General features: G+C 47.2%; 16 protein-coding genes. 11 read left to right on the forward strand and 5 right to left on the reverse strand.

Annotation, left to right across the window (positions count from 1 at the left end; all coding sequences use genetic code 11):
• Nucleotides 1-109 precede the first annotated feature (109 nt).
• A complete protein-coding gene (locus tag AK95_RS18590; protein ID WP_071221385.1) occupies nucleotides 110-979 on the forward strand; it encodes a helix-turn-helix transcriptional regulator in 870 nt (289 codons plus the stop codon).
• Nucleotides 980-1003: 24 nt separating this feature from the next.
• Here AK95_RS18590 and AK95_RS18595 read toward each other — a convergent pair whose 3' ends face one another.
• Both AK95_RS18595 and AK95_RS18600 read right to left on the reverse strand, forming a co-directional pair.
• On the reverse strand, nucleotides 1004-1663 hold the full coding sequence (locus tag AK95_RS18595) for a hypothetical protein (protein ID WP_071221386.1): 660 nt from the start codon (nucleotides 1661-1663) through the stop codon (nucleotides 1004-1006).
• Nucleotides 1664-2004: 341 nt separating this feature from the next.
• Nucleotides 2005-2739 (reverse strand): SMI1/KNR4 family protein, encoded by a 735-nt coding sequence (locus tag AK95_RS18600; RefSeq protein WP_071221387.1) that lies wholly within the window; start codon nucleotides 2737-2739, stop codon nucleotides 2005-2007.
• A gap of 361 nt (nucleotides 2740-3100) precedes the next feature.
• Between AK95_RS18600 and ssuC the strand changes: the two genes are divergently transcribed.
• The 9 genes from ssuC to AK95_RS18645 all read left to right on the forward strand — a co-directional run bounded on the left by ssuC (nucleotide 3101) and on the right by AK95_RS18645 (nucleotide 11650).
• The gene (gene ssuC / locus AK95_RS18605; RefSeq protein WP_071221388.1) at nucleotides 3101-3880 is read left to right on the forward strand and encodes an aliphatic sulfonate ABC transporter permease SsuC; all 780 of its coding nucleotides are present in this window, start codon (nucleotides 3101-3103) and stop codon (nucleotides 3878-3880) included.
• 13 nt (nucleotides 3881-3893) lie between these two features.
• Nucleotides 3894-4691, forward strand: coding sequence for an ATP-binding cassette domain-containing protein (locus tag AK95_RS18610; RefSeq protein ID WP_071221389.1), 798 nt, complete (start codon nucleotides 3894-3896; stop codon nucleotides 4689-4691).
• Nucleotides 4692-4806: 115 nt separating this feature from the next.
• Nucleotides 4807-5823, forward strand: a complete 1017-nt coding sequence (locus AK95_RS18615; RefSeq protein ID WP_071221390.1) for an ABC transporter substrate-binding protein — start codon at nucleotides 4807-4809, stop codon at nucleotides 5821-5823.
• On the forward strand, nucleotides 5820-6719 hold the full coding sequence (locus AK95_RS18620; protein ID WP_071221391.1) for an aliphatic sulfonate ABC transporter substrate-binding protein: 900 nt from the start codon (nucleotides 5820-5822) through the stop codon (nucleotides 6717-6719). Before AK95_RS18615 ends, AK95_RS18620 begins: the two co-directional genes overlap by 4 nt.
• A 1-nt stretch (nucleotide 6720) precedes the next feature.
• On the forward strand, nucleotides 6721-7863 hold the full coding sequence (locus AK95_RS18625) for an LLM class flavin-dependent oxidoreductase (RefSeq protein WP_071221392.1): 1143 nt from the start codon (nucleotides 6721-6723) through the stop codon (nucleotides 7861-7863).
• A 27-nt stretch (nucleotides 7864-7890) separates the two neighbouring features.
• On the forward strand, nucleotides 7891-8877 hold the full coding sequence (locus AK95_RS18630; RefSeq protein ID WP_071221610.1) for an ABC transporter substrate-binding protein: 987 nt from the start codon (nucleotides 7891-7893) through the stop codon (nucleotides 8875-8877).
• 314 nt (nucleotides 8878-9191) lie between these two features.
• Nucleotides 9192-9794: a DedA family protein gene (locus AK95_RS18635; RefSeq protein ID WP_071221393.1), complete on the forward strand. Its 603-nt coding sequence runs from the start codon at nucleotides 9192-9194 to the stop codon at nucleotides 9792-9794.
• Between the two features lie 33 nt (nucleotides 9795-9827).
• Nucleotides 9828-10550: a response regulator transcription factor gene (locus AK95_RS18640; protein ID WP_071221394.1), complete on the forward strand. Its 723-nt coding sequence runs from the start codon at nucleotides 9828-9830 to the stop codon at nucleotides 10548-10550.
• A gap of 368 nt (nucleotides 10551-10918) precedes the next feature.
• Nucleotides 10919-11650 (forward strand): sensor histidine kinase, encoded by a 732-nt coding sequence (locus tag AK95_RS18645; RefSeq protein WP_162487601.1) that lies wholly within the window; start codon nucleotides 10919-10921, stop codon nucleotides 11648-11650.
• 52 nt (nucleotides 11651-11702) lie between these two features.
• On the opposite strand, the gene AK95_RS18650 is transcribed toward AK95_RS18645, so the two are convergent.
• Entirely contained in the window at nucleotides 11703-12455 is a 753-nt protein-coding gene (locus tag AK95_RS18650; protein WP_071221396.1) for a hypothetical protein, read from the reverse strand.
• A gap of 392 nt (nucleotides 12456-12847) precedes the next feature.
• On the opposite strand from AK95_RS18650, the gene AK95_RS18660 reads away from it, so the two are divergent.
• Nucleotides 12848-13510 carry a hypothetical protein gene (locus AK95_RS18660; RefSeq protein ID WP_071221398.1) on the forward strand — a complete coding sequence of 221 codons (663 nt, stop codon included), beginning with the start codon at nucleotides 12848-12850 and terminating at the stop codon, nucleotides 13508-13510.
• Between the two features lie 247 nt (nucleotides 13511-13757).
• Here the strand turns inward: AK95_RS18660 and mazF are convergent, their stop codons facing one another.
• Both mazF and AK95_RS18670 read right to left on the reverse strand, forming a co-directional pair.
• On the reverse strand, nucleotides 13758-14099 hold the full coding sequence (mazF, locus tag AK95_RS18665) for an endoribonuclease MazF (protein WP_071221399.1): 342 nt from the start codon (nucleotides 14097-14099) through the stop codon (nucleotides 13758-13760).
• A complete protein-coding gene (locus tag AK95_RS18670) occupies nucleotides 14093-14323 on the reverse strand; it encodes an AbrB/MazE/SpoVT family DNA-binding domain-containing protein (protein ID WP_071221400.1) in 231 nt (76 codons plus the stop codon). The genes mazF and AK95_RS18670 overlap by 7 nt, the downstream gene beginning before the upstream one ends.
• Nucleotides 14324-14383 lie beyond the last annotated feature (60 nt).

The following is a 14383-nucleotide window of genomic DNA, read 5'->3' on the forward strand; positions in this document are numbered from 1 at the left end:
CAGCAGTAGTGACCTACTTGGTCAGTAGATTGCGAATTGCCTTCTAAGCGGTATAACGCGTGTGGTATACTTAGCACAAAAAATTAGAGTGCGTGACGAAGGAGTTCGTATGAACCATCATAGGATAATAGAACAAGCATTGATTCATATCGAGGAAAATTTAGAACAGCCTTTATCCGTGTCATCCGTTGCGCTTACTTTCAATATGTCCAAATTTTATTTTCATAGGCTTTTTTCTGCCATGATGGGCTGTTCGTTAAATCAGTACATCCTATCTAGAAGATTGAATGCCGCTTTATCACTCATTTATAACAACAACTTGTCATTAACCGATATTGCTTATCAGTTAGCCTTTGGTACGCAGGCCTCATTCACCCGGGCATTCAAACAACATTACGGCGTAGCTCCAAGCTCGCTAAGAACAAGGTTCAAGCCAATCACTCCGACTCAAATACCTACTGTAGTTAAAAGACCATTTAAAAATATTCATGGTGATATCGTCACGGACTTCACACTGACAGAGTTCAAAGAGATCCGAATCAGCGGGATTGCCTTTGAAGTGGACCTAGCCACCGATGATTACAAGCAGAAGATTCACTCCCATTCAAAAATGCTGCTGAATCATATTGATGAAAACATAAATGGTTCTTGTTTTGTCATTTATTCAAACTGTCAACCCAATTCAACCCGGTTCAAAGTGCTGTTCGGAATCCCAAGTGACATTCAAATTCATAAACCCTTTTATTTCACGGTTGATATACCGACTATTTTTTGTGCGAGGTTCAACTATTTTGGTGACCTGCTTGATATTGGAGAAGTGCTCAAAACAGACTATGCAAGATTCTTAAAGATTTCCAAGCAAGAGTCCGATCAATCGGATATTGAACTTATCCAAGTTTTTAATGACGTCCACAATCTGGATTCAGCCTACCATATCTATGCACCCATCAAGAAACTTCCTGACGATCTGGACATTTAATGTTGCACATCTCTAATTCGATGTTCACTTACGTTCCGACCAAATAATATATCCGATCCATATAAGAGCAACGCCCATCGGTATCGCCAATGCCCGATCAAACGGATGGGGAATGATTGCAGCGGCAAAGGTCACTACAGCAGCGAAGGCCAGCAGAATTGCTGCTGGGCGGGGGAAGACTCTGGCACGTAATGCGGCGATGCCTAGCAGCAGACCTCCTAGCATATACAATACGCCCGCGAGCGGTGCTAATATTGGGAAGATCCCCAGATGAACCTCGCTGACTGTTCCTCCAAAGAGCCCAACCATTCCTACCACAAACTTATCAGCATCACTTGTCAACAACGGCAAAACGAATGCTTCGATGAAACTAAAGATTAATGAGATTAACCAGAACAGATTGAATAAAAGGAAACCGATCAGGCCAAGCCACCCCGCTTCTTTCGCTTGGCGTACATAGAATCCCGTAATTCCGATCAGGTTAAAGAACGACATAGCCATAGTCAGGCATGCCACCACTACCCATGAGTTTGTGTGCACAGAAGAGATATCATCTGTCGGGTGGATAAACTGAATGACGATATATAGAACCCCCGCTATTATTGCCATAAATCCTGACCACCGGTTGAGAACATGTGCCGTTATTATTGATTTACTTACCTCTGTATTGAGCTCTATATTCACGATGATTCCTCCACTTCTAGATATTAATCACATGATCGCCACATCTTTTCTCGACATGACAGGTTTTCGACTCTAACCATCCAACGAGGATATTTTGAATTTTCTTTGCTACAGCCCCTTCCTTATTATGTTTGTCGAATATAACTTAACAAATATAGCGTGCCCTTACTTTTCAGATCTTGCTGTAATTAGTGAAGAAATCGTAAGGAACCTTATAACGAAAAAAAGCACCTCTCTCGAGATGCAAACGAATCTACAATATATTTCCCCCATTCAATCTATTGGACCATAACCATATCAACCATTCGCAGTTACTTTGTGGTACTCGCTCCCTCAACCTGTCACTGTGCTGACAAATTCGTGCGAAATGTAGGCAAGTTGCTTGCCTTACCCATCTCGCTCAGCAGACTTTCTATGCTTGCTCTCTGAAATGAGGTCAGATACATGGCCAACGGCTCATCCGTCTCTTCTTCGGATACGTCAAGTTCACATACGATCAGCACATCGTCCTTTACGTAGATTTTCCATGCATTCAGCTCTGACCCTTCTTCTAGCTCATGCTCTCGCTCCAAATGCATACTGCTGCAGTAATCGAACAAGCTCCACGTGCTCTCATCAAATATGGCCCAATACGGCAGCCGATCCTCAACGCCCAACTGAACGAGTGCCTTGCCAGCGAGAAAGCGTTGAAGCGATCGATTTTCCAGCTGCCAGTCGGGTAAGTTCCACGCGCACAGGTAAACCGGTGGATCCTCCTGCTCCAAATCCTGAATGCGGATCCCGCAATAGATCACGGACTCCTCCACTTGATAGAAGACCAGAAACGCCTTGTCTGTCGTAAAAAAAGTATCATCAGGAATGAAGACTTCCTGCAGCAGGAGCGGTTCATATTGGTTATTACACCCTTGGGTGATATACGGAGAACGACCCAAAACCATATAATAATCCCGTAATGCAGTCGGCAACGAAAAGCCTAGGCTTTGTTCTTTAGCCTGAATGTCCGCTTTCGGAATACCGTGGGTCTCTTTATGATGCTCTCCCAATATACGGAGAAGTGTTTCTATATTCGCTTCCATTAATTGAGTGAACCTCCTCGTGATGCGTCTGGGTATCATCTACTTCTCTAAATATACTGCAGATTTGAGGATGTGCCCAGGAATAGAACGTCATTTCGGGCCTATTACAAATGGTACCGAGCCCCGCTTTAGTAGCTCAAGCTCTTTCCACTTTCATAGCGTGAATACGTTCGAAATTCCCGGTTGACGAAACCAATACCGGGAAGTATAATCAAATCCATATTAAACTTATAGGAATTATTAAACATTAAAAAGATACCGACCATTCAAATGGAGGTCACAGCCTCAGCAGATATCTGCTGGAGTTGTGGCCTTTTATTGTTGATCATCCTCTTTTTGAAAGCTAGGTGAAGTTGAAGTGATGAGAAAGTTTCTTTCCAATCCATTGATCGGAAAATGTTTGCCTTGGGTTCTCCCCATCTTACTAATCGTTCTGTGGTCCATCTTATCCAATCTTGATGTGATATCGAGAAAAATCCTCCCCCTGCCTCAAGACGTTTTATTTTCCTTCAGGGATTTGCTGTTGTCAGGAGAATTAATCGAACATATCTCGATCAGCTTTCAAAGAGCGTTCATTGGTTTCCTAATAGGCGGGGGGATCGGTCTTGTACTGGGCTTTATGAACGGCTTATCCTCCATTGCTGAAAAATTGTTAGATACCACGATTCAAATGGTACGCAATGTTCCTCATCTGGCGATGATTCCGCTAGTCGTTCTATGGTTTGGCATTGGCGAAGAGTCGAAAATATTTTTGGTCGCGATCGGCGTGTTATTCCCGGTCTACATCAATACCCTGCACGGCATCCGCTCCGTGGACAACGGGTTGATCGAAATGGGGAACGTATACGGGCTGCGCTCCGCTTCGCTCTTTTGGAGAGTCGTTCTGCCTGGCGCACTGCCTTCCATTCTAGTCGGACTACGCTACGCTTTAGGCATCATGTGGTTGACCCTAATCGTATCCGAAACGATCGCTACGAATTCGGGCATCGGCTTTCTGGCCATGAACGCAAGAGAATACATGCAAACCGATATCATTCTGCTTACCATTTTGCTTTATGCCTTATTTGGAAAGCTGGCCGATTCCATCGCGAAGCTCTTAGAAAAGCGGTTTTTACAATGGAACCCGAACTATCAAAAGTAAGCTCTGAAAGGATGTGTCGACCCTGAATTCCTCTACCCATGGTGTACATCTTCGTACAACAAGATTACAGAAAAGCTTTGGCGAACAACCTGTACTTCAAGGCATTGAGCTGGACGTGAAGCCAGGAGAGTTCATTGCCATCATCGGGCGAAGCGGCTGCGGGAAAAGCACGTTATTGCGCGTGATCGCCGGATTGGAACCATCCACGTCAGGAGACATATGGATCAATGACCATCCGGTTCAGCAAGTACAGCCCGAAACTCGGATGATGTTTCAAGATGCGAGGCTGCTGCCTTGGAATAAGGTCATCGATAATGTAGCGATCGGACTTCGAAAAGAAGACCGTCATAAAGCCGAAGCCGCTTTAGAGCAGGTTGGACTGAGTGCACGGGCCAATGAATGGCCGTCGGTACTGTCCGGCGGCCAGAAACAACGAGTCGCCTTAGCAAGAGCGCTCGCCAGCCAGCCCAAATTATTGCTGCTCGATGAACCTTTAGGAGCGCTGGATGCATTGACCCGCATTGAAATGCAGCAATTAATCGAATCGCTGTGGCAGCAGCAGCAATTCACGACCGTCTTGATTACGCACGATGTCGAAGAGGCTGTCGTTTTGGCCGACCGCGTGGTGCTCATTGAAGAAGGCCGTATCGCGATGGATCGAGCCGTCCCTTTCCCGCGCCCCCGTCAACGGGGAAATGCCGAAGTGGCAGCATTCATCGATCACATCCTGAAACGGGTCATGGGCATAACCGAAACGGCAAGCCGACATGAAGCAGAAGATCTCCCCTATCCCTTAAAGAAAGGGTCATAGGTTCTAACACCATCCCGCTTGGGATGGCCATTCGATAACCATTTCTTGAAGGAGGTGGATCACAAGCGAGCGTTTGACCGGACGTGAAACCGAAAAAAGAAAGGAGCCCTGAAGCATGCCTAACATTGATAACCCGCAAGAAATCGCTAAGGAAATCAGGATTACACGCTGCCCGGTTCCGACAGCAGCCAGTTTGGCCCTTGACCTCGGGCTTCTTCAACAGGAGCTTGAAAAGTCCGGATGCACGGCGGCGGAACTAACAAGAAACGCCAATCACGCTTTGCCTCATGCGCATTTTAATCACACCTTGCCTTTCCTGGTGCGGGAAGGAGGCAACATTCCGGCTTTATGGGCGCGCTCCACCGGGAGCGATACGCGGCTTATCGGACTAAGCTGGGTCGATGAATATCAAGCCATCCTTACCCTTCCTGACTCGGATATTCAGGAGCCTGGCGATTTGCGTGGAAAACGAATCGGAATTCCTCGTCATCGTTATTTAGAGATTGATTTTCGAGCGGCCCAAGCGCTTCGCGGTTTCCATAATGCGCTCTCGCTTGCGAATCTTACGCTGGATGATGTCAACATCGTTCATCTTGAGGCGGTTCCTGAAGGAAGAAGGGATTCATGGAATACCGAGATCGGGGCGCTGCAGCGGCGCGAGATCGATGCCGTTTTTGTCAAAGGAGCTACCGGGCTTGAGGCCGCTCGTACGGCCGCCCTAAAGGAAGTGATCGAGCTCGGGTTCCATCCGGATCCGCTGGTGCGAGTCAACAATGGCGTGCCCCGAACCGTGACGGTCGATACGGCACTGACGGAGCAGGAACATGTTGTAGAACAGATTCTCACCTCTCTGCTTCGCGCCGCGGATTGGTCCAAAGATCATCCCGATGATTTCATTCGGGTCGTTACGAAGGAAACCGGCGCTTCATCCGAATATGTAGCATCCGCTTATCGCAATATTTCGCTTCGACCGGCACTGCGCGAAGACTATTTAACAGCGCTTGATGCCCAGAGCAGGTTCCTGTTCGAGCATGGTTTTCTCCCGAATCCCGTTAATGTATGGGACTGGATTCTTCCAGAACCGTTAGCCGCGGCTGAATATAACATTGCTAAAGGAGTGTCCCTCATATGACTCAAAGTAAAGCAGACGTAACCATCGGCGTTCATCCCAATAATCATTCGTTATTCGTATTGCGCCGCTTAGGCTTTTTAGAAGAGATTCTTAAAGACCATAACGCATCCGTTGCCTGGGTCGACTACAACGATGGAGCGAAGACGCCTCTACGCATCGCCTCCGGAGAAATCGACTTTGGAGGTACAGGGTCTACCCCGCCGTTAACCGCGCAGGCTTCGGGTATCGATATTGTGTACGTTGCGGTCTCGAATCCTCGTACAGCTAGCGGAGCTTTGGTCGTTCGCAAAGCAACGCCGGTGCAATCCGTTGCAGATTTGAAAGGGTTGCGCATTGCGCTATCCGAAGGGTCATGGCATACGAGTTTTCTGGCAACCGCGCTAGATAAAGAAGGCCTTCTTTATGATGATGTCGCTCGAGTTGATATAGGCAATGATGGGGCAAATGCACTGCTCGCCGGAGAAGTGGAGGCTTGGGTCGGCAACGATCCACAGCTTACGGAGCTGCATAACAAAGGACTCATTCGTACGCTGGTGCCGCTTGAATCTCATATCTCTCATCGTTCCGTATGGTTTGCCAGCCGAGATTTTGCAACGAATCGGCCGCAATTGCTCAAGGCCGTTGTCGAAGCTCTGCAGCAGGCCGATGGTTGGATTCAGGAAAATACGCGCGAAGCGGCAGAGCTTTTTGCCCGGGACCTGCCCCATTGGCCTTCCGTGGATTCATGGGAAGCCGCGCTTCAGCGGAGACCTTGGGGGCTGCAGCCGATTACCGAAGAATTTATAACTGAACAGCAGCGGGTTGCCGATCTGTTAGCACGACAGCATATTTTGCCCAAAGAAATAGTCGTTTCAGAGGCGGTTTTACCTGTCCCCGTAGAAATTGGAGGAGAATAGCATGGCTGTACACAAAGAGAACGTTGAAGTGTATTGGTATTTAACCGCGCCGGATGGCCGCAGTCCTTGGTCAACGGAGGGGGCGCGCAAAATCGATTTGCCTTACCTAAGGCAGATTGCCTCGGCTGTCGACCAATTGGGGTTTACCGGCGCATTGCTGGCAACGGGCCCGCATGATACGTGGGTGCTTGGCTCCTCCCTTATTTCCAGCACGAGCAACATGCGTTTTCTGATCGCTGTGCATCCACCATTGATTTCACCCGTGCTGGCCGCGAAAATGGCGCAAACCTTCGATGATTTTTCCGGAGGACGCGTATTATTAAACATCGTGAACGGAAACACGGCGCAAATGCGCGCCTATGGTTCAACGCTTGGGCATGATGAACGTTATGCCTACACGGATGAATGGATTCAGGTGTGGAAACAAGCCGTGGCCGGAGAAAGCCTGAATTTCCATGGCAAGTATATTACCGCCGAAGGCAAAGCCTTACAGCTCTCATCCACGCAGAAACCAACGCCGCCTCTCTGGTTCGGCGGATCGTCGCAAGCGGCTCATGTCACGGCAGCCAAGCATATCGATACGTATCTGAGCTGGGGGGAAACGCCACCGCAAGTCGCCGAGAAGATTCAAGATCTTCAAGCTTTAGCTGCAGAGCAAGAGCGTACCATGCGGTATGGCATCCGACTATATCTGATCGTTCGCGATACGGACGAAGAAGCTTGGCAAGAAGCGGATCGGCTGCTCAAGACGATGGATCCGCAAACCGTGGAAAATATGCAGACCATTCTTCGAAACAGCGATTCGATGGGGCAGCAGCGCATGCTTCGCAATCACAACGGTCAAATTCCTGAAGACGCTCGGGAGCTTGAAATTTATCCGGATTTGTGGGCCGGAATGAGTCTGGTAAGACCAGGTCCGGGCACAACGATCGTAGGCAGTCCGGCAACCGTTCTGGCACGCATAAGAGAGTATCAGGATGCGGGCATTTCAACCTTTATATTCTCAGGTGTTCCATTGCTCGAAGAAGCTTACCGTGTAGGAGAATACATCCTGCCCCATCTTCGCATTGACCATCAAGCGGCAACCACGCCGAAGCAAGAAGAACAGGAGAAGGTTTTCACTTGGGCTCATCAAATCCACTAAATGATCCGGCAAAAAGGGAAGTGTCCTATGCGAAAAATAAGCTTTCATGTACTATTAGTAATTCTGTTAGTGACGTTATCGGCTTGCGGTAAAGCCGGCCAAGCGAACCAAGCCAATGCTGAGGATGAGGCCGTACCCGTTCGTCTTGGCATACTGCGCAGTGCCCAGCCATTAAGTTTATCCGAGGAAGGCGGGCCTCTGTATAAAAGGCTGGAAGTAGCCGGGGCGAGCATTGAAAAAACCGGCGGTTTCGCCGCCATGTCTCCGGGGATCGAGGCGTTAAACGCCGGTTCGATCGATATTACGATCGGCTCGATTACGGCAGCCATCAGCAACCTTGTCGGAGGCTCCTCGGAATTTACGATTTTTACGAAGCAGCCTGGCGATCAAGATAATCAAGGCATTGTGGCCAAGCCGGAAGCCGGCATTAAGGGCCCTTCCGACCTCCGAGGCAAAAGAATAGCCGTCAACCGCGGCGGCACCGGCGAATACTTACTATATAAAGCGCTGGAGAAAGGCGGACTCGATGCAAGCGAAGTCGAAATCGTCTATCTTCCGCCAACGGAAGCAGGACCTGCCTTTGAAAGCGGGCAAGTCGACGCTTGGGCGACATGGGGTTCGTTTACGGCCGTGGCGATCGTCGACTTCGGTGCAGAGCTGGTCATTTCTGCAGGCGACATCGAATCCGAGAACGATACGGTGTATATTGTGCGAAATGGCTTCCTGAAGGAGCATCCTGAGCTCGTGTTTGAAGTATTTGAAGGCTTGAATGAAGAGTCCGCGCTTCTATCCAAAGACGTCGATCACACCGTCCAATTAATTCAGAACATCCAAGGCGTCTCCGAACCTGTGGCTCGTCAGCAGCTGGAAGGCTCTTTATTCCCGTTTGACCCGATTGATGACCCCGTCCGCCAACGTTGGCAAGCAGTGGCTGATTATATGTTCGAAAAAGGGATTATTCCGAATGAAGTGGATGTCCTATCCAATACGGTGGATGTTAGGACGTTGAAGTGAAGCCGCTTGAGGTAAGCTGAGAAGAGCGATGAGCGTCAGGAATTGTTCGGTAAAAATCCCAGTATGCAACCCTTTAAGGGCACGAGGTCTGCTTAGGACTTGGTGTCCTTTTTTTCATGCGAGAGGTCGATGACGGGAATGAAGCGATAGCTGCAGAGGTGAAATCCAACATCATGCGAGCACTCATTTGTTCAGGTTCTGTTCAGGTGAATTTATGCTAATGTTCATTACGGCTTTCAGCCGTGTTTATATTCTTTGATTAAACTGTAGGGAGTGATGTGAGATGATGTAACACCATTCAAAAGGGAGCAAAGATGAACATGATGGAAGTAGTCGAGCGTTTGTTTGAACAATACGGATACTTGGTGTTGTTGATTGGATTACCCTTGGACTTTATTGCATTGCCCATTCCCCCCGGAAATAGTACATTGACATTCACAGGGTATTTATCTTATAAAGGCATACTGGATGTCATACCGGCCTTTTCTATGGCGTTGGCGGGATCAATAGGGGGAGTAACATTCACTTACTGTATCGGCTATAAGTTGGGAGCACCCTTGTTAGAACGCTATGGCAGGTGGTTATTTCTGAAGCCCTCCTCTATGGAAAAGGTACGAGATTATTATAAGAAAAACGGGAATAAGCTGCTGCTCATTAGCTTTTTCATTCCGGGAATTCGACAATTTATCGGGTATTTCATCGGCATCATACGTCTTCCTTTTCGTACTGTCGTAATCTATGCATATACGGGTACTTGTTTGTGGGTGATTGCTTATTTTGCAATCGGTTATCTGTTCGGAGATCAATGGAATCATATCTTCGATCTTGTAGAAAAGTATATTAAAATTATACTTATCGGATCAGGATGTGTCCTGAGTGGTTATCTCATCATGAAATGGCTCAGGCGTTGTAAGTAAAGCTTCAGCATTCGTTTAAGTGGAGGCGGGAATATGGATGGTAGATTGCTCCTGGTAGATGACGAAGCTGGGTTGCTAGATATGTTGAACTTCATGTTAGCGAAAGAAGGCTTCAAACACGTGAGTTTTGCAACTTCAGCCAAAGAAGCGCTTGAGCTCGTTCAAGAAACGGATTTTGATCTTATCGTACTCGATATTATGCTGCCCGACTTGGATGGCTTTGAGCTGTGTCGGCGCCTCCGTGAAGTAACAATGGTTCCAATTCTCTTCTTGACTGCCCGTACGATGGATATGGATAAGATTATGGGGCTTACCATCGGAGGCGACGACTATATTACGAAGCCGTTTAATCCGCTAGAGGTAGTCGCAAGAATCAAAGCGCAATTACGTCGTCAAAGTTTGACGAAACTCCAAGAGGCCCCTGACAAAGAAGTAAAAGTATACGATTTTGGGGCATTCCAATTGTTTAAACAAGAGGGAAGATTGATGGTACATGGGCAGGAAGTCAGTTGTCCAGCCAAAGAGTTCGAGCTCTTGTTATTTCTGTGTGAACATCCCAATCAAATTTTTAGCATATCACACCTATACGAGCAAATTTGGGGATTGGAAAGCATTGGGGACGAGAATACAGTGATGGTTCATATCCGGAGATTGCGGCAAAAAATCGAAAAGAATCCAAACGATCCAAAATGGATTATCAACATTAGGGGAATGGGCTATAAGCTCCTCAGCTCCCCGAAGGAGACAGACAAGTGAACCTGCAGAAGAAATTGACGCTTCACTATGTTGCAGTTATCGTAGCCGTGATGCTTTTTTCTTATGTCGCATCTTCCATAACCCTTTTGCTGTTATTTGGATTCGACATTAGCTTTTATGGAGCAAGACTAGTATGGTCAGGCTTATTTGACGACTCTTTTTTATTAATTACGTTTTTTCTTGCTTTTTCAGTCTTTTTTTTCGGCGCTTCCTTCATGTACGGCCGTGTGATGAGCGAGCCATTATTCTTTTACCTGGCTTGGGTCGAACGACTGTCACATGGAAAATATAATGTTGTGGAAATCCCAAGGTCCAGAAGAAATAAATCTCCTATTGGCTTTCGTCTTTTCCACGAGTTGACTGAGAAAATGAGGCAGCTATCCGATCGTCTGTCGGCGAGCGAGATCGAACGAATGGAATTGGAAGACTTGCGCCGAGATTGGACTTCCGGCGTAACGCATGACTTGAAAACACCGCTTTCTTATATTCAGGGATACTCCACGATGCTGTTATCAGACGAACACCAATGGACGGTAGAAGAACAAAAGAAGTTTATAACCATTATGCAGGAAAAAGCTAATCATATGCAGCGGCTGATCGAAGATTTAAGCGAGGCATTCCAATTCGAGAACAGTGTCGTACGGCCGATTTTGACACAAAGCGATATCGTTACGTTCGCGGCTAACGTTATGGAAGATGTGCGTCAACTGCCCGCAGCTCGGAATAAGGAGTTTCGATTTGTGGCGGATGAAGATTCGATCTTTTACGAGTTTGACGAAAAATTAATGGAGAGGGCATTGGTTAATCTTTTAATGAATGCGATTCTACACAACCCGCCTGAAACGCTCATTACCGTTACCGTTCAAAGGAACAATAACTTATGTATTATGATATCCGATAAAGGTGTGGGAATGAGTGAGAAGGAGAAAAACAACCTCTTTCAGCGATACTACCGCGGGACCTCAACGGAAGCCCCCATTGGCGGTACTGGACTCGGCATGGTGATAGCAGAGCAGTTTATCGCAGCCCATCAGGGCACGATCAGCGTCCAAAGCGCCCCAGGGGAAGGGACTGTGATCACAATCCTTCTTCCCCTATAATTGGATATTTGTGATAACGTGTTGTCATGCTGAATCTGCTGGTAGCTTGAAACTATGCGTTCTGTCCTACAAAGAAGAAAATTCCGCCCATTGTGACGATTAGGATTAGCCATTTCACAGTGGTGGATATGCTGGGCATTGGACCGTCTCGCAGAATCTTCAGGCCGAGTGGCGCCAACCCAACGCAGAGTCCGCCTACGGCTACCAAAGTGTCCCAGCTGGTGCCTTTGAGAACGCCTAAACTGTGTATTCCCATCACCCCCAGCGCGATGGAGCAGGGTAGATTGAGTGTACCGGAACGAAAAGCGCCGATCGCGAGAACGAACCATCCAACCATACCGGAAAACAGAATTGTAGTGATAACGTAAAATCCCTGATAATTATAAGCGTAAGAGTCACTTATAAATGTAGTTGCAAGCTCTAAACCTTGGAATTGAACCAGCCAATAAGCAAGATGATCCACACCAGCATGGTACATGCGCACAAAGAGTCCCATGATCGTGAGGATGCCGCCCCATAAAGCCCATCCTGGCTTTTTGGCGCCTATTAACTTGACAAGTGCAAGGATGCCAGGCCACATAATCATAATGCCGGCTGTGAATAAGCCGTAGGACGCTGCCATCAGTGTCGGTTGCTCTTTAAAGGCTGCGAGTTGATCAGGATAGTAAAAGTGGTACTTTACCCTGAGAAGTTCCCCGGTAAGAAGAAGTACTGGCCCCAGTATTAGCGACAACCCTCCAATCCATCTACCTGGAAACCAAAATCCACCTTGTGTATGCTCTTTTGTTAACAAAATCCCATTCATAAAAGCTCTCCTTCTACTCAATAATTGTGGCTGTCACACTCCCTGCTCATAAGATATCATTCAAAGATAAACACATTAGAAACAACCGCTGAACAGGATCGGAACTTCACCTGAACTTAACCTGAATATGGTTAGCCACAATTTGAATTGAAGGTTTAGAGGGTGCAATCGATGGGATTTTTCCCCTCATTTTTTCGATATCGTCCCAGGAGCCGCTGGCTGATGGCATAGACGACTTAGGGATCTCTTCGAGGATCCGTCTGCCATCTTCCCCCTCCCTACGTACTGCCCTAGCTTGCATTATGCCATGAATTCCATTAACTTAGTTTTGATAGCTTCATTTATTAAACATGTTCATACATACATGCAGTTGAAGGAGGATTGGGAAAGGCTTGAATCGCAAAAAGAACCGATATATCATAGCCATCTTCATGGCCTTCGCTGCCCTTTTTACCGGCTGCAGCACGTCCGTCAAACAAACCGTCCCGCAGAACACGGACCCTGAATCGATGTTAAGCGTAATCTATGATTTAGAAGGGATCAAATCCGCTGGATCCGTGAACACGGAGCCTCTGACCGAAATCTCGGAGATCGAAGACAATATCAGCATCCACTACCAATACGTTTTCTTGGTGAAAGATGCCGTCAACCAGAATAATCAAGCCGTTCCGGATCGGCTGTATGTCGTTTCTGCGGTCGAGAATACGAGAAAGGATCGGGAAATCAGCATCCAGTACATCGACGGCTCCATCAATGGGGAAATAGCCAAGAACAACCCGCGGCACCTTCCCATTACCGTAAACATATGCCCGGATGATTCCAAATCTCCTTGCGGGGCTGATGACTCGAAGACTTATGAAGCGGATGCGGTTGTTTTTTCGTTGGACCAATTCCCCGCATTTCGTTCGCATGGCAATGTCGTTGATATTAGTGTTAAGTATGCATTAGGTAAGAATAAAAAAGAGCTTCGCGAGCAATTTCTAAGTGATTCGGGGTTGCAGGAAACTGACGATGCTGTCGTTTCCCTGAAGCTGCCGGACACATTCGTGAAATAACAAGAAACGTTATCGTTAGCAGTTGGCGGAACATCAATTCATGCAGCAAAGAGAGCTTACAATCAAAGCCGCGAAATACCGCGGCTTTTCGTTATGTTATGAGGCATATTCCGTCCGGTGGAATAGAACGACCTATTTTATTGATTCTTTCATTCCTTACACCCCTGAGTTTCACTTCTAAATGTATTTTATAGGGAAAAACCGCTCCAACCCGATACGAAGGAGCGGCTTATATAATAATATACGGTTAGTGAATCAACAAATCGACCCTACTCAAAACCTCATCCAAGGTCTCCTTTGGAACTCTGCAAATAAACTTGACTTGGCGAGATTGCCAATCAAGGCTCTTGATTTGATCAGACAGGATAACCCCTTCAATCGGTAAATCCTGTGGAATAACCACCTCGAATGGGTACCCTTTAGCCTTGGAAGTAGCAGGACAGAACAAGGCTAAGCCGACTTTTCCATTATATTGCGCAGGTGAGAGGACAAGGGCTGGGCGTTTTCCCGACTGCTCATGGCCAGATTGGGGATTAAACTGAAGCCATACCAAGTCGCCGCGATCAGGAATGTAATTTTCTATTACCATGACTCACGTCCTTGCGGATCACCGGTTTGAACCTCGGAATGGATATTATCAGGCGTTATTTTCGAAAGTAGATCTTCCAGTTTATTGGTCCGTGGCTTGATGACGAGATGGCCATCTTCAACGTCAAGATCGATTTCTGAGCCTTCCTCAAGTCCTACCTCCATGGCCAGTGTCTTGGGGATACGAATGCCTAAACTGTTACCCCATTTTTGAACTTGTGACATACTATCCCCCCACACTAATGTTTATACAAAGTATAAACATATTCTGGGATGGAGTCAAAT

This window comes from Paenibacillus sp. LC231, from assembly GCF_001860525.1.
Lineage (GTDB): Bacteria > Bacillota > Bacilli > Paenibacillales > Paenibacillaceae > Paenibacillus_AQ.

What these genes read in the sequence shown, in the direction of transcription:
- AK95_RS18650 (WP_071221396.1), bottom strand. Translation starts at nt 12,455, where the DNA reads ATGAATGGGATTTTGTTAACAAAAGAGCATACACAAGGTGGATTTTGG.
- AK95_RS18640 (WP_071221394.1), top strand. Translation starts at nt 9,828, where the DNA reads ATGGATGGTAGATTGCTCCTGGTAGATGACGAAGCTGGGTTGCTAGAT.
- AK95_RS18625 (WP_071221392.1), top strand. Translation starts at nt 6,721, where the DNA reads ATGGCTGTACACAAAGAGAACGTTGAAGTGTATTGGTATTTAACCGCG.
- AK95_RS18645 (WP_162487601.1), top strand. Translation starts at nt 10,919, where the DNA reads ATGAGGCAGCTATCCGATCGTCTGTCGGCGAGCGAGATCGAACGAATG.
- AK95_RS18630 (WP_071221610.1), top strand. Translation starts at nt 7,891, where the DNA reads ATGCGAAAAATAAGCTTTCATGTACTATTAGTAATTCTGTTAGTGACG.
- ssuC (WP_071221388.1), top strand. Translation starts at nt 3,101, where the DNA reads ATGAGAAAGTTTCTTTCCAATCCATTGATCGGAAAATGTTTGCCTTGG.
- AK95_RS18615 (WP_071221390.1), top strand. Translation starts at nt 4,807, where the DNA reads ATGCCTAACATTGATAACCCGCAAGAAATCGCTAAGGAAATCAGGATT.
- AK95_RS18620 (WP_071221391.1), top strand. Translation starts at nt 5,820, where the DNA reads ATGACTCAAAGTAAAGCAGACGTAACCATCGGCGTTCATCCCAATAAT.
- AK95_RS18600 (WP_071221387.1), bottom strand. Translation starts at nt 2,739, where the DNA reads ATGGAAGCGAATATAGAAACACTTCTCCGTATATTGGGAGAGCATCAT.
- AK95_RS18635 (WP_071221393.1), top strand. Translation starts at nt 9,192, where the DNA reads ATGAACATGATGGAAGTAGTCGAGCGTTTGTTTGAACAATACGGATAC.
- AK95_RS18590 (WP_071221385.1), top strand. Translation starts at nt 110, where the DNA reads ATGAACCATCATAGGATAATAGAACAAGCATTGATTCATATCGAGGAA.
- AK95_RS18670 (WP_071221400.1), bottom strand. Translation starts at nt 14,323, where the DNA reads ATGTCACAAGTTCAAAAATGGGGTAACAGTTTAGGCATTCGTATCCCC.
- mazF (WP_071221399.1), bottom strand. Translation starts at nt 14,099, where the DNA reads ATGGTAATAGAAAATTACATTCCTGATCGCGGCGACTTGGTATGGCTT.